This is a genomic window from Pseudomonas sp. GW821-FHT09C09, from assembly GCF_059418105.1.
The window spans coordinates 22,643-48,720 of record NZ_JBWKPF010000006.1; the positions used below are offsets into that span (position 1 = coordinate 22,643).

Genomic DNA, 26,078 nt, shown 5'->3' on the forward strand with positions numbered 1-26,078 from the left:
TGGATTGCTGTAAATGCATGCAATAAATGTATACAAAGTGCCGGGCGTGATCGCCGACTATGCTCTGACTATCAGGGTTTACCGGAGTCGATGCCGCGATGAGAAGAACACCGAAGGTGTTGCGTGGATGCTGCGGAATCGGCTTGTGGGCGCTGCTGCTGACGCCGACCTGGGCCAGTTGGCAGGACGCGGTGCCCGGCGCGCAGATCATCGGCACCGGGGATTTCAGCGTATTCGGTTTCGATATTTATAACGCTCGGCTGTGGAGTGCCGCGCGTCCGCTGGCCGATGGTCAGCCCTTCGCCCTGGAATTGATCTACCGGCGCAACGTGTCGCGCGAAGATCTGGTGAAGGCCAGTGTCGATGAGATCAAACGCCTGGCCGGTTCGTCCATCAGCCCGGCGCAATTGGCGGTGTGGCAAGCGCAGATGCAGCAATCGTTTGTCGATGTGCAGGCCGGCACGCGGATTACCGGAGTGTATCTGCCGGGGCAGGGGGCGCGGTTCTTTGTCGGCCAACAGTTGCAGCACGAGATTGATGACCCGCTGTTCGCCCGGGCATTTTTCAACATCTGGCTGGATCCACGCACGCGCAATCCCGAATTGCGTCAGCAATTGCTCGGCACTGCCAAACCCTGAGCGCAGCACATCGGCGCTTGGGCACGTCGACTGAAACGTCTAAGCTGCGTCTTTCGACTTGTTTCTGGATGTGTGCGTGAAATTCAGTTTGCCCAAAATCGCCACGGCGCCGTTCTGCCCGCCGGAAGTGGCTGGCAGCGTCCCGGTTGATCCGAATGCCTCGTTCTTCAAACGCGTGCTGCGTTTTGCCGGCCCGGGTTTGCTGGTGTCGATCGGCTACATGGACCCGGGCAACTGGGCCACCGCCATCGAGGCCGGTTCGCGCTTCGGCTACAGCCTGTTGTTCGTGGTGTTGCTGGCGAGTCTGGCGGGCATGGTCGTGCAATGCCTGTGCTCGCGATTGGGCATCGCCACCGGGCGCGACCTGGCGCAGTTGTCCCGCGAACGCTACAGCACCCCGACGGCGCGGTTGCAATGGGTGCTGGCGGAAATCTCGATCATCGCCACCGACCTTGCGGAAGTGCTCGGCTGTGCGCTGGCGTTTCACTTGCTGCTGGGTTGCTCGCTGACGTTCGGCATCGCCCTCACGGCGTTCGATACATTGCTGGTGCTGGCCCTGCAGAACCGTGGTTTCCGCAGGCTGGAAGCGATCATGCTGGTACTGGTGGGCACCATCGGCGTGTGCTTTTTCGTTGAACTGCTGCTGATCAAACCGTACTGGCCGGACGTCGCCCAAGGCTTCAAACCGTCGCTGTCGGCGATCAGTGATGCGGCGCCGCTGTACCTGGCCATCGGCATCCTCGGCGCCACGGTGATGCCGCACAATTTGTACCTGCACACCTCGATCGTACAAACGCGGTTGATCGGCCAGGATCTGGCGAGCAAGCAGGACGCGGTAAACCTGGCGCGCATCGACACCATTGGCTCGCTGGCACTGGCGTTGCTGGTCAACGCGGCGATCCTGATTCTCGCGGCGGCAGCGTTCCATCAAACCGGGCATTCCGATGTGGTGGACATCCAGGACGCTTACCACTTGCTCGATCCGCTGGTGGGCGGCGCGCTGGCCAGTGTGCTGTTCGGCGTGGCGCTGCTGGCGTCGGGGCAGAGTTCGACGTTCACCGGCACCATCGCCGGGCAGGTGATCATGGAAGGCTATCTGAACCTACGGATTCCCTGCTGGCAACGGCGCCTGATTACCCGTGGGCTGGCGCTGATCCCGGCGTTCATCGGGGTGTGGCTGATGGGCGACGGCGCGGTGGGCAAGTTGCTGGTGCTGAGTCAGGTGGTGTTGAGCCTGCAATTGCCGTTTGCCCTGTATCCGCTGATTCGCATGACCAACGACAAACAGCTGATGGGGCCGTTTGTGAACCGGTTGCCGACCCGGGTTCTGGCGTGGGGGTTGTTTGTGGTGATCAGTGGGGCGAATGCCTGGCTGATTCTGCAGCTGGCTGCCTAACGGCCGAAGGCATCCACCACAAAGTCAATGAACACCCGGGTCTTGGCCGGCATCAAGGTGCGACTCGGGTAGTACAGCGATATCGCCCCGGCATCGCACTGCCAGTCGGGCAGCAGCCGCACCAGTTCGCCGCGCTCGATTTGCACGCTGACATCGGGCAACACCAGCATCGTCACGCCGAGCCCCAGCAGCGCAGCCTTGCGCATGGCCATCGGATCGTTCAGCACAATATTCGGATTGAGCAGGGCGCTGGCCTGTTCGCCAGAATCGTTATGCATCTGCCATTGGCGAATACGCCCTGTGCGCAGGCCACGCATGACAATGCCCTGATGGTCGGCGAGGTCTGTCGGATGCCGGGGCAGGGTGCGTCCGGCCAGATAGGCCGGTGAGGCCACTGCCAATATTTCAGCGGAGGCCAGTCGCCGGGAAACCACACCGGGCGTCAGCTCGAATCCGCCGCCAATCGCCACGTCGTAGCCCTCGGCGATCAGATCCACCTGACGATTTTCGAAGTGCCATTCCGGGCGGATCAACGGATAGCGCGCCAGAAACTCCGGCAGCAGCGGCAGCATGTGATCGATGCCGAACGTCGGCGGCAGGCTGATCTTGAGCACACCCGCCGGCTCGCCGCGCTCGGTTGCCACCGTTGCAATCGCTGCCTGCAAGGCGTCGAGGTTGCCGCCGATGCTCGCCAGAAAACCTTCACCGGCCTCGGTCAGCGACAGCTTGCGGGTCGAGCGCTGAAACAGCCGCACGCCAAGGTTGCGTTCAAGAATCGCCACGTTGCGGCTGACCGCTGCCGGTGTCAGCGCCAGCAACCGTGCGGCGGCGGAGAAGCTGCCGGTCTCGGCGCTGCGGACGAAGGATTCAAGGTTGGCAAGAGTTTCCATGGTTTCGGCCTGATAGCGATGCTTGAAGATCATTCAAGGCATTACCGACTAATCAAGTGGGAATGGCAAGCGCAAGATTCGTTTCGAGTCTTACCAAACCATCTGGAGAACACCATGAGCACTATCGGAATCATCGGCGCTGGCGCCATCGGTTCAGCGTTTGCCAAAGCCTTGTCGCGTCAGGGCATCCCGTTGGTCATCGCCAATAGTCGCGGGCCGGAGACCTTGGCTGATCTGGTCGCAGAACTCGGCCCGACCGCCCGCGCCGTTACCCGTGAAGAAGCCGCTGCCCAGGACATCGTACTGGTCGCGGTGAACTGGTCGAAACTGCCGACGGCGCTGGCCGGGCTGCCGGACTTCGGCGGTCGGATCGTCATCGACGCCAACAACTCGATTGAAGCGCCGTCGTTCAAACCGGTGGATCTGCAGGGGCGGCCGTCCAGCGAAGTGTTCGCTGAATGGGTGCCGGGTGCGCGGGTGGTCAAGGCGTTCAACCACTTGCTGGCGCGTTTGCTGGAAGCGGATCCGGCGTCGGAGGGCGGCAAGCGCGTGTTGTTTCTGTCCGGGGATGACACGCAGGCCAAGGCTGAAGTGGGTGCGCTGATCGATCAGCTCGGCTTCTTCGGGATCGACCTGGGCGAGTTGAGCGTGGGTGCGCGCCTGGTGCAGTTCCCGGGCGGGCCGTTGCCGGTGCTGAATCTGGTGAAGTTCGCCTGACGCTCAGGCAAAAAAATACCCGGTGCGACGTGAGTCGTACCGGGTTTTGTTGCCAACGGGCAGTGGATGTCGTGGATCCGCCGCCCGCCGTTGAACCTCTTTTGCGTTTAAGCGCGTTCCAGCGCCAGCGCCACGCCTTGACCGCCGCCGATGCACAGGGTCGCCAGACCCTTTTTCGCATCACGCTTGATCATTTCGTGCAATAGGGTCACCAGCACACGGCAGCCCGATGCACCGATCGGGTGACCGAGGGCGATGGCACCGCCGTTGACGTTGACCTTGTCCAGATCCCATTGCAGATCCTTGGCCACTGCCAGGGATTGCGCGGCGAAGGCTTCGTTGGCTTCGATCAGGTCGAGCTGGCCGATGTTCCAGCCGGCCTTGTCCAGGCAGCGGCGAGTGGCGGACACCGGGCCGATGCCCATGATCGCCGGGTCGACGCCCGCGTTGGCGTAGGCGGCGATTTTCGCCAGTACCGGCAGGCCCAGGGCCTTGGCTTTTTCGGCGCTCATCAGAATGACCGCGGCGGCGCCGTCGTTCAGCGACGAAGCGTTGCCGGCGGTGACGCTGCCGTCCTTCTTGAACGCTGGACGCAGTTTGGCCAGGGATTCGGCAGTGGTGTCGCCCCGTGGCTGCTCGTCGACCTTGAACGCCACCGGATCGCCTTTGCGCTGCGGGATCAGGATCGGGGTGATTTCATCGACAAAACGGCCGGCCTCGATGGCGGCAGCGGCTTTCTGCTGAGAAGCAGCGGCGAAGGCGTCCTGTTGCTCGCGGCTGATCTCGTACTTCTCGACCAGATTCTCGGCGGTGATACCCATGTGGTAATCGTTGAACGCGTCCCACAGGCCATCGCTGATCATGGTGTCGACGATTTGCGCGTGACCCATGCGCAGACCGGTGCGCGCGCCGGGCATCACATAGTTGGCCAGGCTCATGTTTTCCTGGCCGCCGGCGATGATCACGTCTGCGTCGCCGCAACGGATCGCCTGGGCGCCGAGGTGCAGGGCCTTGAGGCCCGAGCCGCAGACCTTGTTCAGGGTCATGGCCGGTACGGCGTGGGGCAGGCCGGCCTTGATCGCCGACTGGCGCGCCGGGTTCTGGCCGGCGCCGGCGGTCAGCACCTGGCCCATGATCACTTCATCGACCTGAGCACCGTCCAGACCGGTCTGCTCAAGCAACTGGCGGATGACCGCTGCGCCCAGATCCACGGCGGAAACGGTGGCCAGCGAACCCTGGAAACTGCCGATCGCGGTACGCGTGGCGGCAACAATGACGACGTCTTGCATTTTCGAATTCCTCACTCGGCAGCGAACTGCATTTCCGGTACGTGATCCGGGACGATCAGTTTACCAGCGGTTTTGGCGACGATTTCCTCGACGCTGACGCCAGGTGCGCGTTCCTTGAGGACAAAAGCGCCATTTTCGATTTCCAGGTAGGCAAGGTCAGTCAGCACACGCTTGATGCAACCGGCGCCGGTCAGCGGCAGGCTGCACTGGCTCAGCAGTTTGGACTCACCGTCCTTGGACGCGTGGGTCATGATGACGATGATGTTGTCGGCGCCGGCCACCAGGTCCATCGCGCCACCCATGCCCTTGACCAGTTTGCCGGGGATCATCCACGAGGCGATGTTGCCTTGCACGTCCACTTCGAAGGCGCCGAGCACGGTCAGGTCGACATGACCGCCACGGATCATCGCGAAGGACTCGGCGGAGTTGAAAATCGAAGCGCCGATGCGCGCCGTCACGGTCTGTTTGCCGGCGTTGATCATGTCGGCGTCGATGGTGTCCTCAGTCGGGAAAGGGCCCATGCCGAGCAGGCCGTTTTCCGATTGCAGCATGACTTCCATGCCTTCAGGGATGTAGTTGGCGACCAGGGTCGGGATGCCGATGCCGAGGTTCACGTAGTAGCCGTCCTGCATTTCGCGGGCGACGCGTTGAGCCATTTGTTCGCGGGAAAGTGCCATGTTCTTGTTCTCCGTCAGCCTGGATTATTTGCGGATGGTGCGTTGTTCGATGCGTTTTTCGAACGTGCCGCAAATGACCCGGTCGACGTAGATGCCGGGGGTGTGGATCTGCGACGGATCCAGTTCGCCGGGTTCGACGATTTCTTCGACTTCGACCACGGTGATCTTGCCGGCGGTGGCGGCCAGCGGGTTGAAGTTCTGGGCTGTGTGGCGATAGATGACATTGCCGAAGTGGTCGGCTTTCCAGCCTTTGACGATGGCGAAGTCACCGGTGATGGACTCTTCCATCAGGTACTTGCGACCGTGGAATTCACGCACTTCCTTGCCTTCGGCGACCGGGGTGCCGACGCCGGTGGCAGTGAAGAACGCAGGGATGCCGGCACCGCCTGCGCGCATTTTTTCGGCGAGGGTGCCTTGCGGGGTCAGCACGACTTCGATGTCGCCTTTGAGCAGTTGCTCTTCGAACAGTTTGTTTTCGCCGACGTAGGAGGCGACCACCTTGCGGATCTGGCGGTCGGTCAGCAGCACGCCGAGGCCGAAGCCATCCACGCCGCAGTTGTTGGAGACGACGGTGAGGTCGCGGGTGCCTTTACGCTTGATCTCGGCGATCAGGTTTTCCGGAATGCCGCACAGGCCGAAGCCGCCGGCGATTACGGTCATGCCGTTTTCAAGGCCCGCCATGGCTTCCTCGTAGGAATACACGCGCTTGTCGAAACCTGCCATATGCACCTCTTTTATTGTTTGTCGGGCGGCTGGCTAGCCGAGTGACTGGAGTGTCTCGCTGGTGGATATATTTGTTAAGTTGATTTTTAAGGTTGATTGATTGATAAAGCTCAATAGTTGGTTTGGTTCTCTGTTCCCACGCGGGAGCGTGGGCAGGATCAAGAAATGCTCGCCGTCGTCGGCGGGTGGATGTTCAGCTTAGCCGTTGGAGCGACACGATCATGACCATCAAGCAGATTCGCGCCTTTCTCGCGGTGGCCCAGAGCCTGAGTTTCGCCGTGGCCTGCGAGCGCCTGCACCTGTCGCAGTCTGCGCTGAGCCTGACCATCAAGGCGTTGGAGGAGGGACTGGGCGGGCGCCTGTTCAGCCGTAACACGCGCAACGTGGCGCTGACCCCGGAAGGGGAATCGCTGCTGCCGCTGGCCCGGCGTCTGATCGCCGACTGGGACAACGCCGAGGACGAAATGCGCCAGCGCTTCAGCCTGCAACGGGGGCGAGTGACGCTGGCGGCGATGCCGTCGTTTGCCGGCAACCTGCTGCCGCCGATCCTCAAGACCTTCCGCGCGCGTTATCCGAACGTCAACGTAACGGTCAACGACGTGATCAACGAGCAGGTGCTGGAAATGGTCCGCGATCGTCAAGTCGAACTCGGCGTGGCGTTCGAGCCGTTGCAGAACACTTCGCTGACCTTCACACCTCTTTATAAGGATCGCTTCGTCGCGGTAGTGCCACAGGATTCGCCGCTGGCCCGGCGCACCGATATCGACTGGCAGACCTTGCTGCAGGAACCGTTCATCACCCTGCAACGCCCCTCGACGGTACGGGTGATGCTCGAGGAACACCTGCAGGCCCGGGGCATGAAGCTGCCGGTGGAATTCGAAAGCCATCAACTGGCGACGGTCGGGCGGATGGTTGCCAGTGGACTGGGCGTCAGCGCGGTGCCGGCGTTGTGTGCCGAGCAGATGCGCGAACTGGGGGCGCGGTGTCTGACGTTGCATGAGCCGGTGGTGGAGCGGGCGATTGGCGTGTTGACTGATTCCGGGAATGAATTGTCGGCGGCGGCGCAGGCGTTGTTCGACATCCTCAAGGCTGAGCATTGAGGCGTTGTGTCAGTAGCGGCAACAGCTGTTCGCAAGACGCCTCGATCTTCAAATCCAGCAACTCATCCGCCCGTGTCTTCCCCAGATTGATCGCAATCAACGGCTTGCCCCGATCCGCAATCACCCGGCACAGGCGAAACGCCGAATACGCCATCAACGACGACCCGACCACCAGCATCCCGGCAGCATTCTCCGCTGCCGCCATGGCTCGCGCCGCCGTCGGTTGCGCCACGTTCTCGCCAAAAAACACCACATCCGGCTTCATCCGTTCGCCTTCGCAATGAGGACAATGCGGCACCTGAAAACGCGCCTCGAAAGCCGGGTCGAGCAGGGTATCGCCGTCCGGCGCCTGCACCGCATCGACACCTGCCAGATACGGATTCTGCGTCTCCATCAGTTGCTGAATCGAATCCCGCTCGCTGCGCAAACCGCAATCCAGACACAGCACCCGATGCAGGCTGCCGTGCAGTTCGATGACATCGTGGCTGCCGGCCTGATCGTGCAGGGTGTCGACATTCTGGGTGATCAATCCACCGATCCGCCCATGACTTTGCAGGCTGGCCAGCGCCTCGTGCGCGGCATTCGGCTGCGCCTGGCGCACACGGGGCCAGCCGAGCATCGCCCGGGCCCAGTAGCGACGGCGTGACTCGGGCGCCGACAGAAATTCCTGATACATCATCGGCTGCCGGCCCCGGCGCACGCCGTTGGTGTCGCGGTAATCCGGGATGCCGGACGGCGTGCTGATGCCGGCGCCGGTCAGCACCACGAAATCGCCGTCGGCCATGGCCTGTTGCAGGTAATCGAGATGTTCGTGGAGGGGGCGGTCGAGCATGGTCAGCGCTCCGCAGGCTGTGAGTGCCTTGCAGGTTAGCACTGCCGGGCGCCTCTTATGGAGGCGCCCGGTAACAACGTCTACTTGCGTGCCTCCAGAATCAGGTTGAACGGCGTCTGCGTCGCCCGCCGGAACTGCTTGAATCCGGCTTCACTGAACACTTTGCGCAAACGCATCTCGCCGGCTTGCGCACCGAGCCCCAGACCCACTTCCTGGGACAGCGAGTTCGGCGTGCAGATGAACGTCGACGCGGCATAGAACAGTCGCCCGACCGGGTTGATGTTGTCGTCCAGCGTGTCGTTGGCAAAGGGTTCGACCAACAGCACCGTGCCGTCGTCCTTCAGGCAGTCGTAGGCATGCCGCGCCGCGCCGACCGGATCGCCCATGTCGTGCAGGCAGTCGAAGTAGCAGATCAGGTCGTAGTCATCGCCGGGAAAGCTTTTCGCCGTGCCCTGGAAAAACCGCGCCCGGCTGCTCACTCCGCCTTCTTCTGCTCGCTGGGTAGCGACACTTACCGATGGCGCGTGATAGTCGAAACCGACGAAACGCGAGTTGGGATAGGCCTGGGCCATGATCACCGTGGAGGCGCCATGACCACAGCCGACATCGGCGACCTTGGCGCCGTCTTCGAGTTTGGCCACCACGCCCTCCAGCGCCGGCAGCCATTCGGCGATCAAATGCCCTTTGTAACCGGGGCGGAAGAACCGTTCGGTGCCGGTGAACATGCACGGATGGTGATCGCCCCAGGGCAAGGCACCATTGCCGCGCATGGCTTTGACCAGTTTGTCCTTGTCGTGGAAAAACGACGCCACCACGCCGAGGCCGCCGGCCACATAGACCGGCGAATCTTCCTTGGCCAGGGCCATGGCCTGTTCTTCCGGCAGGCGGAATTTGCCGTCCAGGTGTTCCATGTAGCCGGAGGCCGCGTGGGCGCTGAGCCATTCGCGGACCAGTCGGGTGTTGCAGGCGGTTTTTTCGGCGAGGGTTTCCGGGGAGATCGGCTGGCTGTCGGCCATGGCCTTATACAAGCCAAGTTCTTCGCCGACGATGACATTGGCCAGCATCGCCGCGCCGCCCATGTCGTTGACCAGTTTGCCCATGAACTCGTTGAGTCTGGCCTCGTCCATGTCATGTGCTCCTGTCAAGGATCACAGTCCGGTGGTGATGGGGGTCGAGGCATTCACCACCGGGCGGTGGTCGTGGAAACGGGCAGGGCGCTGGCGGCGTCCTGCGTCCCCCTCGACTGGGTAATGATTGAGTCTAGTCGGTGTTGGTGCTGGCGGGAGTGGGCTGCGTGATTTTCGAGCCTTGTATCGCGGTGGTGCGTTCTCCCACGTTAGCGTGGGCTCCCGAATTTTCCGCCGACGGTTCCTGTCCTGTGCGAGACGATGCGACTCAGGGCGATTTCGCTTTTTGAGCCAAGTCAGAGCACCGGCCCATGCCCGTCAGGAGCAAACGACGGGCGAAAAAAAACCGCCTTGCGGGCGGTTTTTTAGCAAGCCTCAGATTGCGGCTGAGGCTTAGTGCGTCTCACCGGAAGCACTGGCGTGGGGGCATGTTATTGAGCTTTTCCTATCCTTGCAATGTAATTTTTACCCGCCATGAGTAGGTGTATTAGAGATCACTCGGCAGTGATTTCAGTACCTGATGTCGGAGAGCAATGCTGACAGAAATAACGCTTTACAAAAGATGCGCTTATTTCATTCGAGAATCACTGGGCCGAAACTTATGACCGGCGATTACAGGTTAACATGCTCGCGCTCACACCCTGGTGCAGCGGTAGGGTTCGGCTGGTGGCCTAACGGTTTCACGCCCTCTGACACGGTTTTGCATCCGTGCCGGAATGATGGTTCGGAGGGATTTCAACCGGCCGCCTCACCGGAAGTACTGGCGTGTTCTTCCGAAGGCACGCGTGATCCGGTAAGTGCGCTGGAGGTTTGGCCCCCAACCCTGGAGGCCAAAACGTATGAAGCTTTTGGTGCGTACGTTGAGCCTCGTATGGAGATTGTTGAAAGCGTTTCGCTTTTACGAGTTCCTGCGAGACCACTTTGACGACCTGAAGTAACGGTCGTTGATGTGGGAAAAGCCCGTGTCAGTTTTGGCTGATGCGGGCTTTTTTTTGGTTTCTCTAATCTGTCAAAAATAGTAATTCAATCAGCTGATTCTCTTGCGAAGGTAGGCAATTTCGTCGGCATCTGTAGGTGTCATCCGGAAACTCTGAACTCTTCGGCCTGTCAGGAACCGGGGCGAGCTTCGAACGTCGCCTGTTCGGTAGTAGGCATGCCGTTAAGGAAGAGGGCAGCGGCTCTGTATCCCATTGTGTACAGGCTCGTCGCCGATACAAAAACCGCCATTTCCCGCGCATCGCCCACACAGCAGCGATACACCCTCCGGTTTAACTGAGCCTCTTGGCCGCCACTGTCGGCGGCTCCTTTGCAGAGGTCTTGCCCATGCAGATTCCCCACCCCACCTTGCAGGCCAGCGTCGGGCTCGGCCTGCGTCGCGGCCTGATGAAGGATCTTCAAGCCGCCCGCACCGGCGATTTCGACTTTCTCGAAGTCGCCCCGGAAAACTGGATCGGCGTCGGCGGTGCCCACGGTGCCGCGCTGCGTGAACTGGCCGAGCGTTATCCGTTGTCCTGTCACGGCCTTTCGTTGTCGCTCGGCGGGTCGGCGCCGCTGGACATCGACTTCCTTCGGGAAGTCCGGGTGTTTCTCGATCGTTACAACGTGCCGCTGTACAGCGAACACTTGAGCTATTGCAGCGACGACGGTCACCTCTATGACCTGCTGCCGCTGCCATTCACCGAAGAGGCGGTGCACCACGTTGCCGCGCGGATCCGTCAGGCCCAGGACATCCTCGGCCGGCGCCTGGCAGTGGAAAACGTTTCCTATTACGCCGCTCCCCGGCAGGACATGGACGAGGTGACCTTCACCAATGCCGTGCTGCGCGAGGCCGATTGCGACCTGCTACTGGACGTTAACAACGTGTACGTCAACTCGATCAACCACGGCTTCGACCCGCAGACGTTTCTGGCCGGGATCGAACCGGGCCGGGTGGTCGGAATGCACGTCGCCGGGCATTTCGACGAGTCCGACACGCTGAAAATCGACACCCACGGCGCCTCTGTGAAACCGGTGGTCTGGGCGCTGCTGGCAGACGCCTATGCACGCTTTGGTGCGCAGCCGACGCTGCTCGAACGCGACTTCAACTTCCCGGCCTTCTCTGAACTGGTGGCCGAGTTGCAGACCATTCGCCGCTTGCAGCATCAAGGAGGCCAGCGTGGATAACCTTGAGCAGCAACAATGTGCCCTGACGCGCTACCTGCGCGACCCCGAGAACCAGACGCCCCCGGTCGACATGAATGCGGCGCGGGTCAACGTCTATCGTGATCTGGTGTTCAACAATGTCTCGCAACTGTTGGGCGGGACCTTTCCGGTGCTGATCCGGATCATCGGTCAGGATCGCTGGCGCACATTGATTCGCGGCTTCCTGCGGGACTACCGGGCACAGACGCCGAAATTCGGTGAGATCGCCGAGGAGTTCGTCGGTTACCTCGCCTCGGAACCCGCCGTGTTGAGCACGGGAGAGTGGCCGGCGTTTCTGGTGGAACTGGCGCATTACGAGTGGGTGGAAATGGTGTTGCAGCAGTCCGACGCCGAACCGCTGCCGGCCAGTGATCCCGCGTTGTTGCTGGAGCGGCCATTGCAGGTTTCGGCGCTGGCCTGGCCATTGGCGTACGCGTGGCCGGTGCAGATCCTCAGCCCTGAATATCAGCCGTCCACGCCACCGGCCCAGCCAACGTTGTTGCTGGTGCGGCGCGCGGCGGATTTCAGTGTGAAGTTTTCCGAGCTGAGTCCGTTGGCGTGGCGGTTGTTGCAGCGGGTTGGGGAGTTCCCGTTGCTGAGCGGTCGTGAGCAACTGGAGGGACTGGCGATGGAGGCGGGTTTGCCGGGAACTGCGTCATTCATGGACAGCGGACTGGCGTTGTTGCAGCAGATGCATGAGGACGGTGTGATCGGAATCAATTGATTCCACCAACAAAAAAAAGACCCGGGGAATACGATGGTTCCCCGGGTCTTTTTGTTTATCTCAGGCCTGAAGCGGCAGCTTCAGTTCAGCGCACAATCCGCCACCTTCACGGTTGCTCAAGTTCAGCGAACCACCCAGCGCCATCGCCAGTTGCTGGGCAATCGCCAGACCCAGGCCGGTGCCGCCGGTGCTGCGGTTGCGCGAGTTCTCCACGCGATAGAACGGCTCCATTACCTGTGCCAGTTCTTCTTCGGCGATGCCCGGTCCGCGATCCATCACCTTGATCGACAGGCCGGTCTTGTCCCGTTGGATCAACAGCTCGGCAGCGCCGGCAAACTTCAGCGCGTTGTCGGTCAGGTTGACCAGCACCCGGCGCAGGGCATGGGGGCGGGTGTCGATGACCGCTTCACTCTTGCCGCTCAATTGCACCTCTTTGCCCATGTCCTGGTAGTCGAACACCAGGCTGTCGAGGAAGGAATCGAGGTTGGTGCGCCGGCTTTCTTCGGTCGAACCGTGGATGCTGCGCGCATAGGCCACGCCTTCACGCACCAGATGCTCCATCTCGCCGAGGTCGCTCCACAGTTTGTCCTTTTCCGCCGAATCATCCATGAACTCCGCCCGCAGTTTCATCCGGGTGATCGGGGTTTGCAGGTCGTGGGAAATCGCTGCCAGCAACTGCATGCGCTCTTTCAGATACGCGGCAATCCGCGCCTGCATGGTGTTGAACGCACGGGCGGCGTAGGCCACTTCGTTCGGGCCGTGTTCATCCAGATTGATCGGATGGGCGTTGGGATCAAGGGTTTCCACCGCGTTGGCCAGACGGGTAAGGGGACGGATGGCGATGCGCACCGCCAGCCAGGTGCAGGCAATCATCAGCGCCAGTTGCCCCAGCAGCACCACCGGCAGCCATGGCGACAGCGGCACCATTGAAGGTCGCACGTCGATGGTCACCGGGCTGCCGTCGCTCAGGCGCAAATGACCCTGAAAGTGCTTTTTCGGCCCCGGAATGTCGGTGAAAGTCAGCGGATAGGCTTCGCCGATGGCGTCGGTGATCGAGGTGACCGCGATCGGCACTTCGCCTGCGCCGATCGGTGTACCCGGTTCGCCTTCGCTGAGCAGGTAGCCGTAGTTGGGCCGGGCCAGACGTTCGAGCCACATCGGACGTTCTTCGGCCGGTAGTCGGTCGAGGATCGCGATCGAGGTCGAAACGTCGGTTTCCAGGTTGCCGAGCATGGTGTTCTTCGCGCTTTCGTAGCGCTCGTAATACTGCGCTCCGAACGACAGGGCTTGAGCCAGGATCAGGCCGATCAGAAAAATCAGCGACAACCGCGAGGCGAGGGTGCGCGGCCAGTGCAACGCAACCTTCATGCCGGGGCTCCGAGGATTTCCACCGGCAGCGAGAACACATAACCCTCGCTGCGCACGGTCTTGATGTAGGCCGGCTCGCGGGCGTCGTCGAGCAGACGCTGGCGCAGACGACTGACCAGCAGGTCGATGGAGCGGTCGAACAGATCGGCGTCGCGGCCCTGGGTCAGGTTGAGCAGTTGATCGCGGCTCAATACCCGCTGCGGATGATCGAGGAACACTCGCAGCAAGCGATATTCCGCACCGCTCAAGGCTACCATGGTGCCGTCGGTGTCCAGCAGATGCCGGGCCGAGGTATCGAGCTGCCAGCGACCGAAGGCCAGCAAGCGACCGCTCTCGGTGACCACCAGATTGGGCGGCAGCATGCGCGTGCGGCGCAACACGGCGTTGATCCGCGCCAGCAGCTCGCGGGCGGCAAAGGGTTTGGTCAGGTAATCGTCGGCGCCCATTTCCAGGCCGATGATGCGGTCGGTCTCATCATTGCGTGCGGTGAGCATCAAGACCGGCGTGGCCTTGTGTTTGCCGGCGCGCAGTTCGCGGCACAGCAGCAGGCCGTCATCGCCGGGCATCATGATGTCGAGCACGATCAGGTCGACGGTGTTGGCTTCCAGAAAACTGCGCATCTGCCGGCCATCGGCGACCACCGTGGTGCGCAGGCCGTTCTTTTTCAGGTAATTGCCAACCAGTTCGCGAATCTCGCGGTCGTCATCGACGATGAGAATGTGATCGACATGATCCATGGAGCCAAACCTCTATCAAGTGGGGGAATGTCTCGCAGTCTATAGAGCCCGCGCGGGCTCGCCTGCCTGCCTTTGTATTGCAGTGTATCTGCCGCAACGACGGATACATGTGGACGCAAAATCAGGATTTTTTCAGGGTTTTGTATCGCTGTGTATCCCCCGGCGGGCGAGATACGTAGCGATTTATACCGGCCGTTTTCCGACACAGACGGGATACCTCGCGAGCTTTAAATGAGCTCCATCGAGGCACACCACAGCGCCTCGGCTCAATCAACCGATCTACCCATTGAAGCCCTGAGGAAAACGCCATGACCAACAAATCCGTAATCGCCGCTTGCCTGTTCGCTGCCCTGAACATCTGCACCCTGTCGGCCCGCGCCGAAGCCGTTGCCCCGCAAACCTACACCTACGGCACACATCTGGATATCCAGAAAGTGATCTCGATGAAAGAAGACAAATCGATGACCTGCGGCATCGTCGACGCCCGCATGACCTACCTCGATTCGGCCGGTCAGACCCGCGTGCTCGACTACAGCAAATTCGCCGACGGCTGCGACAACCAGAACTGATCCGCCACCCACTGACTTAAAGGAAGATTGCCATGAACAACGTATCGCGTTTCCTGACCGCCATTGCCTTCTCTTTTGCCGGTGTCGCGGCTCACGCCAACAGCGCCGTCGAGCAGAGCAGCTGCGCCGGCAGCACCTGCTTCCAGCTGAGCCCGGTAGCCAAGCAGGGCAGCGATGCCTTGATTGCCGCCGACGGCGCCAGCCATACGCCGCAGGGGCAGATGGTCGCGGCAGACGGCTCCAGTCATACACCGCAAGGGCAGATGGTTGCCGAAAACGGCGCCAGCCGGACCCCGCAGAGCCAATGGCTGGACAGCCAGAACGCCTGAGCCTCCGTGCGTGTCTGCCGGTGAACGGCAGACACCTCTTTTATCGGCAGACCGCCCATCCTTCAAGAGGTGAACCTCATGTTCCTTATCGCTTTCCTGGGCGGTCTGTTGACTGTCCTCAGCCCCTGCATCCTGCCGGTGGTGCCGTTTCTGTTTGCCGGCGCCGACCGCACTCGCTCTTCGATCCTGCTGACCCTCGGCGGCATGGCCCTGACCTTCGCCCTGATCTCCAGCCTCGCGGTGGTCAGCAGCGAGTGGGTGATCCAGGCCAACAACACCGGCCGACACATCGCGCTGATCGTGATGGTGCTGTTTGCGCTGTCGCTGATTTCCGCACGCATCGGTGACTGGCTGGCGCGGCCGTTCGTGTTGCTCGGCAATCGCCTGGATCCGGACACTCGCAAGAAGGCTGGCCCCATGGGTTCAGTGATGATCGGCGTGGCCACCGGTCTGTTGTGGGCGCCGTGCGCCGGCCCGATTCTCGGTGTGATCCTCACCGGTGCCATGCTGCAAGGCGCCAGTGCCCAGACCAGCCTGTTGCTGCTGGCCTACGGCGCGGGCAGTGCGTTGTCGCTGGGGACGCTGATTTTCGCCGGTCGCGGCCTGGTCAACCGGCTGAAACCGTCGATCCCGTTCACGGGCTGGTTCCGTCGTGGCGCAGGTGTCGCCGTGCTGGCGGCGGCGGTGGTGATTTCCACCGGTGCCGATCGAACCCTGCTGGCCGGTACATCGTCCGAGGGCGTCGCCAGTGTCGAGAAAAACGTGTTGGAAAACGCGCCGAAAGTGATCGACTACTTCATCAGCAAAGTGCGGGCGGATTCGACGGCGGACGAGCAGGGCAAAGGCGCGATGCCGTCTCTGACCGGCGCAGTGCAATGGCTGAACTCACCGGAACTGAGCGCCGAATCCCTGCGCGGCAAAGTGGTGCTGGTGGACTTCTGGACCTACGACTGCATCAACTGCCAGCACACGCTGCCATACGTGAAGGACTGGGAGAAAAAGTACGGCAAGGACGGCCTGGTGGTGATCGGCGTGCACACCCCGGAATACGGTTACGAACGGATCATCGACAACGTCAAGGATCAGGTGAAGAAACTCGGCATCACCTATCCGGTAGCCATCGACAACAACTACGCGATCTGGCGCAACTTCGACAACCAGTACTGGCCGGCGCACTACCTGATCGATGCCAAGGGGCAGGTGCGTTACACCCACTTTGGCGAGGGTCGTTATGAGGCTCAGGAGCAGATGATTCAGCAACTGCTCAAAGAGGCCAAGGCACCGGCAGCCTGAACCGCGGACATCAATGGCTCACAGGTCGCGCACCATGAGCCATTGTTCGTTGTCCCAGGCCTGAAAACGTTCCATTACTGTCCAGCCGCGTTTGGCGTAGTAATCGTGCTTGTTCTGCGTATGCAGGTAGAAGCGCGGCAGGCCTTGTTTCCTGGCTTCCTCGGCAATGCCTTCGATCAGTTTTTCTGCCAGACCCTGCCCGCGAGATTCCGGACTGACCATCACACACGCCAGCCAGGGTCCCAGATCCGGTCGTTGCGCAAGATCTGCACGCGCCAGTGCCGCGCCACCGAGCAGACGCTCGCCATCCAGTGTGATCAGGCAGCGCCAGTCACCATTGGTTTGTCCTTCGGCAAACTCCCGTTGCCATTCGGTCAGTGGCTGATCGGCGTATTCGTAGTGAAACTGCCGGTGGATCCACTCGGCGTAAGTGTCGCTGTGCTGCATGTGGTCGGCGAGCCATACGAGGCGCAATGACATGTTCGGATTCCATTCACGGGGCGGGATTTCATAAGAGCCGATCCCCCTGCGTATTGGCAACCCCGGGCAGTGTTTCGAGGGCTTTACAAAATCCCGCCACTCATCGGCGAAGTCCCGGTTTACGGGGCTCTCCAGACGATTGGCAAGGACGCCGCACAGTCTCGGGACGATAGTGAAAGAGCAGGGCTGTATCCGTCCTGTCACTGATAAAAAGAAAGCGAGGTTGCCATGCCGAAATTCGTGATTGAACGCGAGATTCCAGGGGCCGGAAACCTGTCGGAGCAAGAACTCAAGGCGGTATCGCAAACGTCCTGTCAGGTGTTGCGTGAACTCGGGCCGCAGGTGCAATGGCTGCAGAGTTACGTCACCGCCGACAAAATCTACTGTGTGTACATCGCCCCTGATGAGGAACTGGTGCGCGAGCACGCGCGGCTGGGCGGGTTCCCGGCTAACAGCGTGTCCCGGGTGATGAGTGTCATCGACCCGACCACCGCCGAGTGACGCCTGATCAAGCCTGTCTTGGAGCACCTGTTGATGAGCACCCCCATCGATCTCAATGCCCTCAAGGAACGTCAGAAAGTCGCGTGGGCCAGCGGCGACTATGCCGTGATCGGCACCACCTTGCAGATCGTCGGTGAAAACCTCGCCGAAGCCTGCGATTTGCGCTGCGATGAAGAAGTGCTGGATGTTGCCGCCGGCAATGGCAATGCCACGCTGGCGGCGGCGCGTCGGGGTTGTCGGGTGTTGTCCACCGATTATGTCGCGGCGTTGCTGGAGCGCGGCCAGGATCGGGCGCGGGCCGAACATCTGGATGTGACCTTTCAGGTGGCCGATGCCGAAGCGCTGCCGTTTGCCGACGCCAGCTTTGATGCGGTGCTGTCGACTTTCGGGGTGATGTTCGCCCCGGATCAGGCCAAGGCTGCGCAGGAGCTGGCCCGGGTCTGCCGCCGGGGCGGGCGGATCGGTCTGGCCAACTGGACCCCCGAAGGCTTCGTCGGCCAGATGTTCAAGACCCTTGGCCGTCATCTGCCACCCCCGGCCGGCGCGCAACCGCCGTCGAACTGGGGCGCGGAAGCCTGGCTGCATTCGCAGTTCGATGAGCGTCAGTTCCTGATGCAGGTGACTCGCCGCCACTTCAATTTCCGTTATCGCTCGGCGGCACACTTCATCGACATCTTCCGCCACTGGTACGGGCCGGTGCACAAGGCATTCGCGGCGCTGCCGCCAGAGAGCGGGCAGGCACTGGAAGGGGATCTGACGCAACTGATTGACGGGCTGAACCGGGCCGGGCCGGGTTCGTTGGTGGTGCCGAGCGAGTATCTGGAGGTGGTCATAACCAAACGTTGAGCGCACACCCATGTGGGAGCGAGCTTGCTCGCGAATGCAGACTGACATTCAACATGTTTGTTGACTGACAGCATTCGCGAGCAAGCTCGCTCCCACAGGTTCTTCTACTTCAGATGGGCACTGTCAAACCACTCCAGCGCCGTGCGCCAGATGCAGATGCCGAGGAAATACGCCGACGCCAGCAACCACAAACCCATCACCAGCGGGTTGATGACCGGGTGGTTGAGCACCAGCGACAGGCTGCACAACAGCCAGATCGCCGTCACCGCAATATTGATTGGCATGAACCGGCGCACGCGGAACGGGTGCAGGAATTTCATCCGGGTGATGGTCAGCAGCGCCAGGCCGATCACGGTCAGGAAGGTGATCCACGGCCCCGGGGCAATGATGTAAAGGCACAGCGCAACCACGTTCCACGCGGCGGGGAAACCGACGAAGTAGTTGTCCTTGCTCTTCATGTTGACGTTGCAGAAGCAGAACAGCGACGACACCAGAATCAGCGACACCGTCAGCAACAGGGTGTAGTCGGGCAGGGGAATGTAGCGATAGATGAACAGCGCCGGAATGAACACGTAAGTCAGGTAATCGATCACCAGATCGAGGATCGAACCGTCGAAACTCGGCAGCACCGACTGCACGTTGACCTTGCGCGCAAGCGCCCCGTCGAGTCCGTCGACGATCAGCGCGACGCCCAGCCACATCAGGCAATGGGTCGGCTGGTTTTCCAGCAGGGCGAGGGTGGCGAGGAAGGCGGTGACCACGCCGGTCGCGGTGAAACCATGGGCGCCCCAGGCTTTGAGCCTGGCAATGTGGACGGTCGATATCACAGGGGCGTTCTCCAGAAAGTGAAGCAAGCCGGGAATCACACTTGAGCAACAAGGGTGGCGGCCAACCGGGTCGGGTTTGCAGCTATCGACCGGTCGGGCCGGGATAAGGTTCATCCTTCATGAATCTTAGCTGGCCGGGAAAATTTTTCGACGCCGATATCGCTTCACCGCAGCAGCGTCAGCCAAACGGTGCTGGCGCAACCCGTGCGCAGGTCTATTGTTGCCTGACGCCGTTACGCTTTTGCCTGAGGATGACGTCATGAACACCAGTGATCTGCTCGAACAACTGCTGCGAGGCCAGGCCTCGGCGGGACAACAAAGTGGCGCCTCGGCCGGCGATGGCCTGGGCGGGCTCGGCGGTTTGCTGGGCGGCCTGCTCGGTGGCGGTGGCACCAGCGGCGGCGGTGCACCTGCCGGCGGACTCGGTGGCCTTGGTGGGCTGCTCGGCGGATTGCTCGGTGGCGGAGGGTTGGGTGGTGGGGCATTGGGCGGTGGAACGCAGAGTCGCTCCGGCGGCACCAACTACGCGGCTTTGGCCTCGCTGGGCATGATGGCGTTCCAGGCCTATCAGGCCTGGCAACGCAGTCAGGCGTCGGCGGCACCGCAGCAGACACCGCAAACCGCGGACCTGCTGGCCGGCCCGCAAGTCGAGGAGCACAGCCACGCGGTGCTGCGCGCACTGATCGCGGCGGCCAAGGCCGACGGGCGGATCGACGACTCGGAGAAGCAGCTGATCGGCAGCGAAATCGGCCGCCACACCGACGACCCCAATCTGCAGCAATGGCTGGACGCCGAAGTCGCCAAACCCCTCGATGCCCGCGAAGTCGCGCAAGCGGCGAACAACGATCCGGCGGTGGCCGCCGAAATGTATATCGCCAGCGTGATGCTGGTGGATGACCAGCAGGATGCCGAACGCAATTACCTGGATGAACTGGCGGGGGCCTTGCAGATCGATCCCGAGTTACAGGTGCATCTGGAACAACAGGCCAAGGGCACCGCCTGAAACCCCTCAACACCCGGGCCCCGGACGTTTCCATCCGTCCGGGGCTTTTTTACGTCGATTGAATTTTTCCGGGCAGGCGTCGCTCTTCTGCATAACAGCACCAGACTGCAGCCGGAGCCGCCATGAACAGGAACCTCGACGACTACAACCGCATGCGCGACTTCTCGGCGACCTCGGAACCGGCAGCGGTCAAGCGTCGGAGCAAGAAGGCTGGCACCGAACACGCGTTGCAGTTCTGCATCCAGAAGCACGACGCCTCGCACCTGCATTACGACTTTCGCCTGGAGCTGGACGGTGCGCTCAAGAGCTGGGCGGTGCCCAAGGGCCCGTCGCTGGACCCCAAGGTCAAGCGCCTGGCAGTGCATGTCGAAGACCATCCGCTGGATTACGCGACCTTCGAAGGCAACATCCCTGAGGGACATTACGGCGCCGGGGATGTAATCGTCTGGGATCGTGGCGTGTGGATTCCGCTGGAAGACCCGCAGAAGGCCTACGCCAAGGGCAAGCTCAAGTTCGAGCTGCAAGGCGAGAAGCTCGGCGGGGTGTGGAATCTGGTGCGTACCCATATGCCGGGAAAACAGGAACAGTGGTTTCTGATCAAGCACCAGGACAGCGCCGCCCGGCCCCAAAGCAATTACGACGTGCTGGTCGCCGAGCCGGACAGCGTGCTCAGCGAGCGCACCCTTGTCGACAAACCGAAGCTCGACGCCAGACAGGTCAAACCGCTGAAACAGCCAGCGCGCAAACCAGCCTCGGGCAAGCTTGTCGGTGCGCACAAGGCGCGAATCCCCGCCCAGTTGAAACCGCAATTGGCCACGCTGGTGGACAGTGCTCCGGCAGGGGACTGGAGTTACGAAATCAAATTCGACGGCTACCGGATCATGGCGCGCATCGATCATCAAACGGTGCAACTGTTCACCCGTAACGGCCATGACTGGACGCACAAACTGCCCGAGCAGGCCCAGGCACTGTCGGCGCTGGGGCTGGAGTCGGCGTGGCTTGACGGTGAAGTGGTGGTTGCCAATGAAAACGGCATTCCTGATTTTCAGGCATTGCAGAACGCGTTCGACGAAAGCCGCAGCAGCGACATTCTTTATTACCTGTTCGACCTGCCTTACCTCAACGGTGTCGACCTGCGCGAAGTCCCGGTGGAAGAGCGGCGCGCGGCGCTGGCCACGATATTGAAGGCGCACAAGAGTCCGTTGCTGCGTTTCTCCGAAGCCTTCGACGAAACCCCGGAGGCCTTGCTCAACAGTGCCTGCCAGATGCAGATGGAAGGCTTGATCGGCAAACGTCTCGGCTCGCCCTATGTGTCACGGCGCAGCAGTGACTGGATCAAGCTCAAGTGCAAACATCGTCAGGAATTCGTGATCGTTGGTTACACCGATCCGAAAGGTTCGCGCAGTGCCTTTGGTGCTTTGTTGCTGGGACTGCACGATCGCGACAGCGGCGAGTTGCGTTATGCCGGGAAGGTTGGCACGGGCTTCAACGAGGCCACCCTGAAAACAGTGCTAGCCCGGCTGAAACCGTTGCGGGCGAAGAAGACTGCGCTGGTCAACCCGCCCAGTGGTTTCGAGGCCAAGGGTGTGCACTGGCTCAAGCCGAACCTGCTGGCGGAGGTGGCGTTTGCCGAAATGACTCGGGAGGGGGCGGTGCGCCATGCCGTATTCCATGGTTTGCGCGATGACAAATCGGCTCTGGAGATTACGGAGGAGCAAGCGAAACCGATGAAAACTTCAGCCGCGAAAACCCCGGCGAAAAAAACGCCACCCGCCGCCAAGGCGCCGTCTCAAACCGGGATGGTCAGCGGCAAGGTCAGAATCACTCATCCGGACCGGGTGATCGACGCCAGCAGCGGCACCGCCAAGAGGCAACTGGCCGAGTATTACGCCAGCGTTGCCGAATGGATCCTGCCGCAGCTCAAGGATCGCCCCGTGGCGCTGGTGCGGGCGCCGGATGGCATCGCTGGCGAACTGTTCTTCCAGAAGAACGCCGAACACTTGGCGATCCCCGGCATCCGCAAGCTGGACAAGGAACTGACCGGCCAACCGATGATGTTGATCAACAACGCCGAGTCGCTGATTGGTGCGGTGCAGATGAGCACCGTCGAACTGCACACCTGGAACGCCACCACGGTGGATCTGGAAAAACCCGACCGCTTCGTTCTCGACCTCGACCCGGATCCGGCGCTGCCCTGGAAAAGCATGGTCGAAGCCACCGCCCTGACCCTGACCGTACTGGATGAACTCGGTTTGCGGGCATTCCTCAAGACCAGCGGCGGCAAGGGCATTCATCTGGTGGTGCCGCTGATTCGCAAGCACGGTTGGGACGAGGTCAAGGATTTCAGCCATGCCATCGTCAGTCACATGGCCAAACAGTTGCCGGAGCGGTTTTCGGCGGTGTCCGGACCGAAGAATCGTGTGGGGCGGATCTTCATCGATTACCTGCGCAACGGGCTCGGCGCCACCACGATTTGTGCTTACGCGGCGCGGACTCGGAAAGGGCTGCCGGTTTCGGTGCCGCTGTTTGTCGATGAGGTGAAGGCGATCAAGGGCGGCAATCATTGGAATATTCATAACGTCCACGAACGTCTGGCGGATGTCGGCGATGAACCCTGGGCGGACATGAAGAAAACCCGCCAGAGCATCACCGCCGAGATGCGCAATCGGGTCGGATTGAAAACGTGATCAGGCGTCGCGCAGCAAGTCGTGGGCGTTGAGCAGTTCGAAGGCGATCTCGGGGTGTTTTTCCAGCCCGCGGCGAATGGCGGCCGGGATCGCCTGACGAGTCTTGCGGCACATCCCCGGCAGTTCATCGATTTCGATGCTAATGCCACGCATGGTCCGCACTTCGTTGAAGCCCGGCGCGATGGCCATGCGAATCCCCAACTGCTCGAACATCCGCTGTTGCAGGCGTTCGAGGTCAGCCAGGCTTTGCAGGTTTTCCAGGCGTTCGAGCAGGCGCTTTTCCTCCTGCCGCGTGAGCAAGAGTATGCGCAGATCCGCGCCGGGCATTTCCAGCAACGGATCGCGCCCGCAGATGCAGGCGCCGGGCGGGCAGGGGGAGCGAAGTGGGGCGGCAATCGTCATGGCCTCCATCATAGAGGCCGTTCGACGGTTTTGCCCATGGTCGCCCGGCTGCCGTCCATCGGCAGAACGCAGAGGTGGCAAATCCGTCAGCCACCGTCGTCGAGCGTGCGGCTGTTATTGCGACAGGCCTTCGTAGTGGACCAGGATCGCATTGGCCAGCTCTTCATCGCTGGCGTTCAAGCCCGGGTTTTCCTGACGAACCTGTTGCAGCGCCGACTCCAGATACGCGCCACGGATGGCACCGCCGCTGGCGACGAATGCGGACAGGTCGTCACGGGCCGGAATCACCATTTTGTGATCCTTGAAGGTGGAATACAGCGACGCTGAAACACCGGCCGAAGTGGCGACATCCCCCGCATCCACGCGGGCGAAGGCCGAGCCAAAAGGCAGGCAGAGCACAAGAGACGAAACGAGTAATAAACGACGCATGACGGTGTTCCTCCAGCAGCGTAAAGCGAAAAGGAAGTACCACATAATGTGAGAGGTGCGGCGTGGCTCGGGAGTTCCATGCGCCGGAACAAGTTCTCGGGGCTGCAAACCGATAACTGCCGCACAGAATTCTTTTTTAGCGGATGTGACGACATACCTTGAGACGCTCTAACCCGGCGGGTTCGCGGAAATAGGCTTAACTGAAGCGTTGAAAGCGCTGTGCGGCGCGACCAGGGAGGAAATCACCGTGTCGATCAAACTGCGTTTGGTGCTGCTGATTGCGACCAGCCTGCTGACGGCGCTGATCGTGAGCCTGGTCAGCTATGTCGGCAATCAGCGCATGGCGTCGGCAGTCAGTGCCAACGCCGTCAGCATGAGCGCGCTGCGCAATCACATGGAAGCCGACATGATGCACGACGCCCTGCGCGCCGATGTCTACTCGGCCATGCTGGTGGGGCTGGGCAAAAGCACCGGTACGGCGGACGAAGTGCGCAGTTCTGTCGAAGAGCACGCCGGGCATTTTCGCGAGGTGTTGGGCGAAAACCTGAAACTGCCGCTCGACACCACGATCCGGGCCGCGCTGGAGCAGATCAAGCCAAGCCTCGACACTTACATCAACGCGGGCGAGCGGATTGTCGGGCTGGCGCTGGACAACCCCGACACGGCACAACAGGAACTCGGCACCTTCAACGCTGCGTTCAGCCAGCTCGAAGAACAGATGGCGTCTTTGAGCGAACTGATCGAAACCAACACCCGGCAAACCAGCCAGGGCACCGAAGCGGCGATCCGCAACGCCAACATCGCCCTGGGCATCGTGCTGATCGCCAGCCTGTTGCTGTTGTTGGTGCAGGGTCGCTGGGTGATCCTGAGCATCACCGGCCCGCTGAAAACCGCCAGCCGCATCGCTGAAAGCATCGCTCATGGCAACCTCAGCGAACCGATCGCCGAGCCCTCCGGAAAAGACGAAGCCAGCACGCTGATCCGCACGCTGGCGACCATGCAGCGGGATCTGCGGGACATGATCGACGTGGTGCGGCGCAATGCCCATGGTGTCAGCGGCATGAGCGAGCAACTGAGCCATGGTTGCCATCGGGTGGCCGACAGCAGCCAGCAACAAAGCACCGCCGCCGGCACCATGGCCGCTGCCGCGAGCCAGATGACCGCCAGCATCGAGGAAATCACCCGCCACGCCGAGCGGGCCCTGAGCATGGCGAATCAGGCCGAGTCACTGGCCAAGAACGGCGGGCAGGTGATCCATCAAGTGGTCAGCGACATGGACGACATCGCCCGCTCCGCCCAGCAGTCGGCACAGGTGATCCGCACGCTGGATCATGAGTCCGAAGGCATCTTCAACATCATCCAGGTGATCAAGAGCATCGCCGACCAGACCAACCTGCTGGCGCTCAATGCGGCCATCGAGGCGGCCCGGGCCGGCGAGCAGGGCAGGGGTTTTGCCGTGGTCGCCGATGAAGTGCGCAGTCTGGCCGCCCGCACTAGCGCCTCGACCCAGGAAATCGCCGCGATGGTCGCGCGCATCCAGAACAGCACCCGTGAGGCGGTCAGCAGCATGGAGGCGGGTGTGGCTCAGGTCGACAAGGGCATGGCCGTCACCGCCGACGTCGAACGGGCCATTCGCGAAATCCTCGACGCCACCCTGAACACCACGCAACTGGTCAACGACATCACCCGCACTATTGGCGAACAGAGCCAGGCCAGCAACGAAATCGCCCATCAGGTGGAGATGATCGCGGGCATGTCGGAAGGCAACAGCAAGGTGATCGGCGAGACGGCGAATACGACGGACGAGTTGTCGAATCTGGCGGGGCGGCTGGCGCAGTCGGTGGATCGATTCAGGCTGTGAGGCGGGTGCCGTCAACCTCATTTGTAACAACTGCAAGGCCGCAGGCGAGCGGGGAAAAGGCGATCAAATGCCTGAAAGGCTTCAGCCAGAGGCACTGCCGGGGTCATGTTCGGCGATTGGCCGCCGATAAGTCTCTGGGCGGATAAAGACCATCAAGTCGGGAACAGACGCGCGGGTTTGCCCTGACGTGATATTCTTCGCGCCACTTGGTTTGACCTAATTCAGTCTGGCGCGCTTTTTGGCGAGCCGACCGAACCCCTGTCGCTCAAGTAGCTGAAGCCAATAATGATAAAAAGTCAGTTCAGAAGGGACATATAACTGAGGTCGACGCAGCCTGTCGGCCTTGTGTGCCCACCCGTCAAAATTGAAGTGTGCCGGAACCCGCGACGCTGGCCTGAGTGTCGCGAAAAAAGGGGAACGCATGCGCACAACAGCGGCGGGCGGAAGGCGTT

Annotated in this window: 26 protein-coding genes and 1 pseudogene; 15 read left to right on the forward strand and 12 right to left on the reverse strand. The window is 61.5% G+C overall.

Annotated features, from left to right (window positions below; genetic code table 11):
• Positions 1–98 precede the first annotated feature (98 nt).
• Together AC07NR_RS19770 and AC07NR_RS19775 are read left to right on the forward strand one after the other, a co-directional pair.
• Positions 99–638: a chalcone isomerase family protein gene (locus tag AC07NR_RS19770; protein WP_495079227.1), complete on the forward strand. Its 540-nt coding sequence runs from the start codon at positions 99–101 to the stop codon at positions 636–638.
• Between the two features lie 76 nt (positions 639–714).
• The gene (locus AC07NR_RS19775; protein WP_192560396.1) at positions 715–2,034 is read left to right on the forward strand and encodes an Nramp family divalent metal transporter; all 1,320 of its coding nucleotides are present in this window, start codon (positions 715–717) and stop codon (positions 2,032–2,034) included.
• Here AC07NR_RS19775 and AC07NR_RS19780 read toward each other — a convergent pair.
• Complete coding sequence (locus tag AC07NR_RS19780; RefSeq protein WP_495079391.1) at positions 2,031–2,924, reverse strand: LysR family transcriptional regulator; 894 nt, start codon at positions 2,922–2,924, stop codon at positions 2,031–2,033. The two genes, AC07NR_RS19775 and AC07NR_RS19780, sit on opposite strands and share 4 nt — an antisense overlap.
• A gap of 114 nt (positions 2,925–3,038) precedes the next feature.
• Between AC07NR_RS19780 and AC07NR_RS19785 the strand changes: the two genes are divergently transcribed.
• Positions 3,039–3,641: an NADPH-dependent F420 reductase gene (locus AC07NR_RS19785; RefSeq protein WP_495079228.1), complete on the forward strand. Its 603-nt coding sequence runs from the start codon at positions 3,039–3,041 to the stop codon at positions 3,639–3,641.
• 107 nt (positions 3,642–3,748) lie between these two features.
• Here AC07NR_RS19785 and AC07NR_RS19790 read toward each other — a convergent pair whose 3' ends face one another.
• From AC07NR_RS19790 to AC07NR_RS19800, 3 genes are read right to left on the reverse strand one after another with little or no spacing between them, the layout of a single operon-like run.
• The gene (locus AC07NR_RS19790) at positions 3,749–4,930 is read right to left on the reverse strand and encodes an acetyl-CoA C-acetyltransferase (protein WP_085733159.1); all 1,182 of its coding nucleotides are present in this window, start codon (positions 4,928–4,930) and stop codon (positions 3,749–3,751) included.
• Positions 4,931–4,941: 11 nt separating this feature from the next.
• Entirely contained in the window at positions 4,942–5,607 is a 666-nt protein-coding gene (locus AC07NR_RS19795) for a CoA transferase subunit B (RefSeq protein WP_085613539.1), read from the reverse strand.
• Positions 5,608–5,631: 24 nt separating this feature from the next.
• A complete protein-coding gene (locus tag AC07NR_RS19800; RefSeq protein WP_085708698.1) occupies positions 5,632–6,330 on the reverse strand; it encodes a CoA transferase subunit A in 699 nt (232 codons plus the stop codon).
• Between the two features lie 221 nt (positions 6,331–6,551).
• Between AC07NR_RS19800 and AC07NR_RS19805 the strand changes: the two genes are divergently transcribed.
• Complete coding sequence (locus tag AC07NR_RS19805) at positions 6,552–7,430, forward strand: LysR family transcriptional regulator (RefSeq protein ID WP_085708697.1); 879 nt, start codon at positions 6,552–6,554, stop codon at positions 7,428–7,430.
• On the opposite strand, the gene AC07NR_RS19810 is transcribed toward AC07NR_RS19805, so the two are convergent.
• On the reverse strand, positions 7,414–8,262 hold the full coding sequence (locus AC07NR_RS19810) for an NAD-dependent protein deacetylase (protein ID WP_495079229.1): 849 nt from the start codon (positions 8,260–8,262) through the stop codon (positions 7,414–7,416). The genes AC07NR_RS19805 and AC07NR_RS19810 overlap by 17 nt on opposite strands.
• An 80-nt stretch (positions 8,263–8,342) precedes the next feature.
• Positions 8,343–9,389 carry a class I SAM-dependent methyltransferase gene (locus tag AC07NR_RS19815; protein ID WP_169429810.1) on the reverse strand — a complete coding sequence of 349 codons (1,047 nt, stop codon included), beginning with the start codon at positions 9,387–9,389 and terminating at the stop codon, positions 8,343–8,345.
• Positions 9,390–10,712: 1,323 nt separating this feature from the next.
• On the opposite strand from AC07NR_RS19815, the gene AC07NR_RS19820 reads away from it, so the two are divergent.
• Together AC07NR_RS19820 and AC07NR_RS19825 are read left to right on the forward strand one after the other, a co-directional pair.
• Complete coding sequence (locus tag AC07NR_RS19820) at positions 10,713–11,552, forward strand: HvfB family MNIO-type RiPP peptide maturase (RefSeq protein ID WP_495079230.1); 840 nt, start codon at positions 10,713–10,715, stop codon at positions 11,550–11,552.
• The gene (locus AC07NR_RS19825; protein WP_495079231.1) at positions 11,545–12,294 is read left to right on the forward strand and encodes an HvfC family RiPP maturation protein; all 750 of its coding nucleotides are present in this window, start codon (positions 11,545–11,547) and stop codon (positions 12,292–12,294) included. Before AC07NR_RS19820 ends, AC07NR_RS19825 begins: the two co-directional genes overlap by 8 nt.
• Positions 12,295–12,354: 60 nt before the next feature.
• On the opposite strand, the gene AC07NR_RS19830 is transcribed toward AC07NR_RS19825, so the two are convergent.
• Both AC07NR_RS19830 and AC07NR_RS19835 read right to left on the reverse strand, forming a co-directional pair.
• Entirely contained in the window at positions 12,355–13,662 is a 1,308-nt protein-coding gene (locus AC07NR_RS19830; protein ID WP_495079232.1) for an ATP-binding protein, read from the reverse strand.
• Positions 13,659–14,399 (reverse strand): response regulator, encoded by a 741-nt coding sequence (locus AC07NR_RS19835; protein WP_085708690.1) that lies wholly within the window; start codon positions 14,397–14,399, stop codon positions 13,659–13,661. The genes AC07NR_RS19830 and AC07NR_RS19835 overlap by 4 nt, the downstream gene beginning before the upstream one ends.
• A gap of 308 nt (positions 14,400–14,707) precedes the next feature.
• Here AC07NR_RS19835 and AC07NR_RS19840 point away from each other — a divergent pair, with 308 nt between their 5' ends.
• From AC07NR_RS19840 to AC07NR_RS19850, 3 genes are all read left to right on the forward strand, one after another.
• Entirely contained in the window at positions 14,708–14,968 is a 261-nt protein-coding gene (locus AC07NR_RS19840) for a DUF2790 domain-containing protein (protein ID WP_085708689.1), read from the forward strand.
• 32 nt (positions 14,969–15,000) lie between these two features.
• The gene (locus tag AC07NR_RS19845) at positions 15,001–15,297 is read left to right on the forward strand and encodes a hypothetical protein (RefSeq protein ID WP_085708688.1); all 297 of its coding nucleotides are present in this window, start codon (positions 15,001–15,003) and stop codon (positions 15,295–15,297) included.
• A gap of 78 nt (positions 15,298–15,375) precedes the next feature.
• Positions 15,376–16,590, forward strand: a complete 1,215-nt coding sequence (locus AC07NR_RS19850; RefSeq protein ID WP_495079233.1) for a cytochrome c biogenesis protein DipZ — start codon at positions 15,376–15,378, stop codon at positions 16,588–16,590.
• A gap of 18 nt (positions 16,591–16,608) precedes the next feature.
• On the opposite strand, the gene AC07NR_RS19855 is transcribed toward AC07NR_RS19850, so the two are convergent.
• A complete protein-coding gene (locus AC07NR_RS19855) occupies positions 16,609–17,070 on the reverse strand; it encodes a GNAT family N-acetyltransferase (RefSeq protein ID WP_495079234.1) in 462 nt (153 codons plus the stop codon).
• A 228-nt stretch (positions 17,071–17,298) separates the two neighbouring features.
• Here AC07NR_RS19855 and AC07NR_RS19860 point away from each other — a divergent pair, with 228 nt between their 5' ends.
• Together AC07NR_RS19860 and AC07NR_RS19865 are read left to right on the forward strand one after the other, a co-directional pair.
• Positions 17,299–17,571 (forward strand): DUF4242 domain-containing protein, encoded by a 273-nt coding sequence (locus tag AC07NR_RS19860; protein WP_085708685.1) that lies wholly within the window; start codon positions 17,299–17,301, stop codon positions 17,569–17,571.
• A 33-nt stretch (positions 17,572–17,604) separates the two neighbouring features.
• Entirely contained in the window at positions 17,605–18,417 is an 813-nt protein-coding gene (locus tag AC07NR_RS19865) for a class I SAM-dependent methyltransferase (RefSeq protein WP_495079235.1), read from the forward strand.
• A 104-nt stretch (positions 18,418–18,521) separates the two neighbouring features.
• Here the strand turns inward: AC07NR_RS19865 and pcsA are convergent, their stop codons facing one another.
• Entirely contained in the window at positions 18,522–19,244 is a 723-nt protein-coding gene (gene pcsA / locus AC07NR_RS19870) for a phosphatidylcholine synthase (RefSeq protein ID WP_085708683.1), read from the reverse strand.
• A 259-nt stretch (positions 19,245–19,503) separates the two neighbouring features.
• Between pcsA and AC07NR_RS19875 the strand changes: the two genes are divergently transcribed.
• Both AC07NR_RS19875 and ligD read left to right on the forward strand, forming a co-directional pair.
• On the forward strand, positions 19,504–20,247 hold the full coding sequence (locus AC07NR_RS19875; RefSeq protein WP_495079236.1) for a tellurite resistance TerB family protein: 744 nt from the start codon (positions 19,504–19,506) through the stop codon (positions 20,245–20,247).
• A gap of 122 nt (positions 20,248–20,369) precedes the next feature.
• Entirely contained in the window at positions 20,370–22,934 is a 2,565-nt protein-coding gene (ligD, locus tag AC07NR_RS19880; RefSeq protein ID WP_495079237.1) for a DNA ligase D, read from the forward strand.
• On the opposite strand, the gene AC07NR_RS19885 is transcribed toward ligD, so the two are convergent.
• Positions 22,935–23,336: a hypothetical protein gene (locus AC07NR_RS19885; RefSeq protein WP_495079238.1), complete on the reverse strand. Its 402-nt coding sequence runs from the start codon at positions 23,334–23,336 to the stop codon at positions 22,935–22,937. It abuts the gene before it with no gap.
• A 114-nt stretch (positions 23,337–23,450) separates the two neighbouring features.
• Entirely contained in the window at positions 23,451–23,765 is a 315-nt protein-coding gene (locus AC07NR_RS19890) for a DUF2388 domain-containing protein (protein ID WP_114882220.1), read from the reverse strand.
• Between the two features lie 247 nt (positions 23,766–24,012).
• On the opposite strand from AC07NR_RS19890, the pseudogene AC07NR_RS19895 reads away from it, so the two are divergent.
• Positions 24,013–24,771 (forward strand): annotated as a pseudogene (locus AC07NR_RS19895) (MCP four helix bundle domain-containing protein); the annotation flags it as partial.
• Between the two features lie 129 nt (positions 24,772–24,900).
• On the forward strand, positions 24,901–25,626 hold the full coding sequence (locus AC07NR_RS19900; RefSeq protein ID WP_371856525.1) for a methyl-accepting chemotaxis protein: 726 nt from the start codon (positions 24,901–24,903) through the stop codon (positions 25,624–25,626).
• The last annotated feature ends 452 nt before the right edge of the window (positions 25,627–26,078 follow it).

Bases quoted from the DNA above. Each gene is read 5' to 3' on its own strand.
- AC07NR_RS19770 (WP_495079227.1), top strand. From the start codon at position 99: ATGAGAAGAACACCGAAGGTGTTGCGTGGATGCTGCGGAATCGGCTTG.
- AC07NR_RS19780 (WP_495079391.1), bottom strand. From the start codon at position 2,924: ATGGAAACTCTTGCCAACCTTGAATCCTTCGTCCGCAGCGCCGAGACC.
- AC07NR_RS19785 (WP_495079228.1), top strand. From the start codon at position 3,039: ATGAGCACTATCGGAATCATCGGCGCTGGCGCCATCGGTTCAGCGTTT.
- AC07NR_RS19790 (WP_085733159.1), bottom strand. From the start codon at position 4,930: ATGCAAGACGTCGTCATTGTTGCCGCCACGCGTACCGCGATCGGCAGT.
- AC07NR_RS19795 (WP_085613539.1), bottom strand. From the start codon at position 5,607: ATGGCACTTTCCCGCGAACAAATGGCTCAACGCGTCGCCCGCGAAATG.
- AC07NR_RS19800 (WP_085708698.1), bottom strand. From the start codon at position 6,330: ATGGCAGGTTTCGACAAGCGCGTGTATTCCTACGAGGAAGCCATGGCG.
- AC07NR_RS19805 (WP_085708697.1), top strand. From the start codon at position 6,552: ATGACCATCAAGCAGATTCGCGCCTTTCTCGCGGTGGCCCAGAGCCTG.
- AC07NR_RS19810 (WP_495079229.1), bottom strand. From the start codon at position 8,262: ATGCTCGACCGCCCCCTCCACGAACATCTCGATTACCTGCAACAGGCC.
- AC07NR_RS19815 (WP_169429810.1), bottom strand. From the start codon at position 9,389: ATGGACGAGGCCAGACTCAACGAGTTCATGGGCAAACTGGTCAACGAC.
- AC07NR_RS19820 (WP_495079230.1), top strand. From the start codon at position 10,713: ATGCAGATTCCCCACCCCACCTTGCAGGCCAGCGTCGGGCTCGGCCTG.
- AC07NR_RS19830 (WP_495079232.1), bottom strand. From the start codon at position 13,662: ATGAAGGTTGCGTTGCACTGGCCGCGCACCCTCGCCTCGCGGTTGTCG.
- AC07NR_RS19835 (WP_085708690.1), bottom strand. From the start codon at position 14,399: ATGGATCATGTCGATCACATTCTCATCGTCGATGACGACCGCGAGATT.
- AC07NR_RS19840 (WP_085708689.1), top strand. From the start codon at position 14,708: ATGACCAACAAATCCGTAATCGCCGCTTGCCTGTTCGCTGCCCTGAAC.
- AC07NR_RS19845 (WP_085708688.1), top strand. From the start codon at position 15,001: ATGAACAACGTATCGCGTTTCCTGACCGCCATTGCCTTCTCTTTTGCC.
- AC07NR_RS19850 (WP_495079233.1), top strand. From the start codon at position 15,376: ATGTTCCTTATCGCTTTCCTGGGCGGTCTGTTGACTGTCCTCAGCCCC.
- AC07NR_RS19855 (WP_495079234.1), bottom strand. From the start codon at position 17,070: ATGTCATTGCGCCTCGTATGGCTCGCCGACCACATGCAGCACAGCGAC.
- AC07NR_RS19860 (WP_085708685.1), top strand. From the start codon at position 17,299: ATGCCGAAATTCGTGATTGAACGCGAGATTCCAGGGGCCGGAAACCTG.
- AC07NR_RS19865 (WP_495079235.1), top strand. From the start codon at position 17,605: ATGAGCACCCCCATCGATCTCAATGCCCTCAAGGAACGTCAGAAAGTC.
- AC07NR_RS19875 (WP_495079236.1), top strand. From the start codon at position 19,504: ATGAACACCAGTGATCTGCTCGAACAACTGCTGCGAGGCCAGGCCTCG.
- ligD (WP_495079237.1), top strand. From the start codon at position 20,370: ATGAACAGGAACCTCGACGACTACAACCGCATGCGCGACTTCTCGGCG.
- AC07NR_RS19885 (WP_495079238.1), bottom strand. From the start codon at position 23,336: ATGACGATTGCCGCCCCACTTCGCTCCCCCTGCCCGCCCGGCGCCTGC.
- AC07NR_RS19890 (WP_114882220.1), bottom strand. From the start codon at position 23,765: ATGCGTCGTTTATTACTCGTTTCGTCTCTTGTGCTCTGCCTGCCTTTT.
- AC07NR_RS19900 (WP_371856525.1), top strand. From the start codon at position 24,901: ATGGCCGCTGCCGCGAGCCAGATGACCGCCAGCATCGAGGAAATCACC.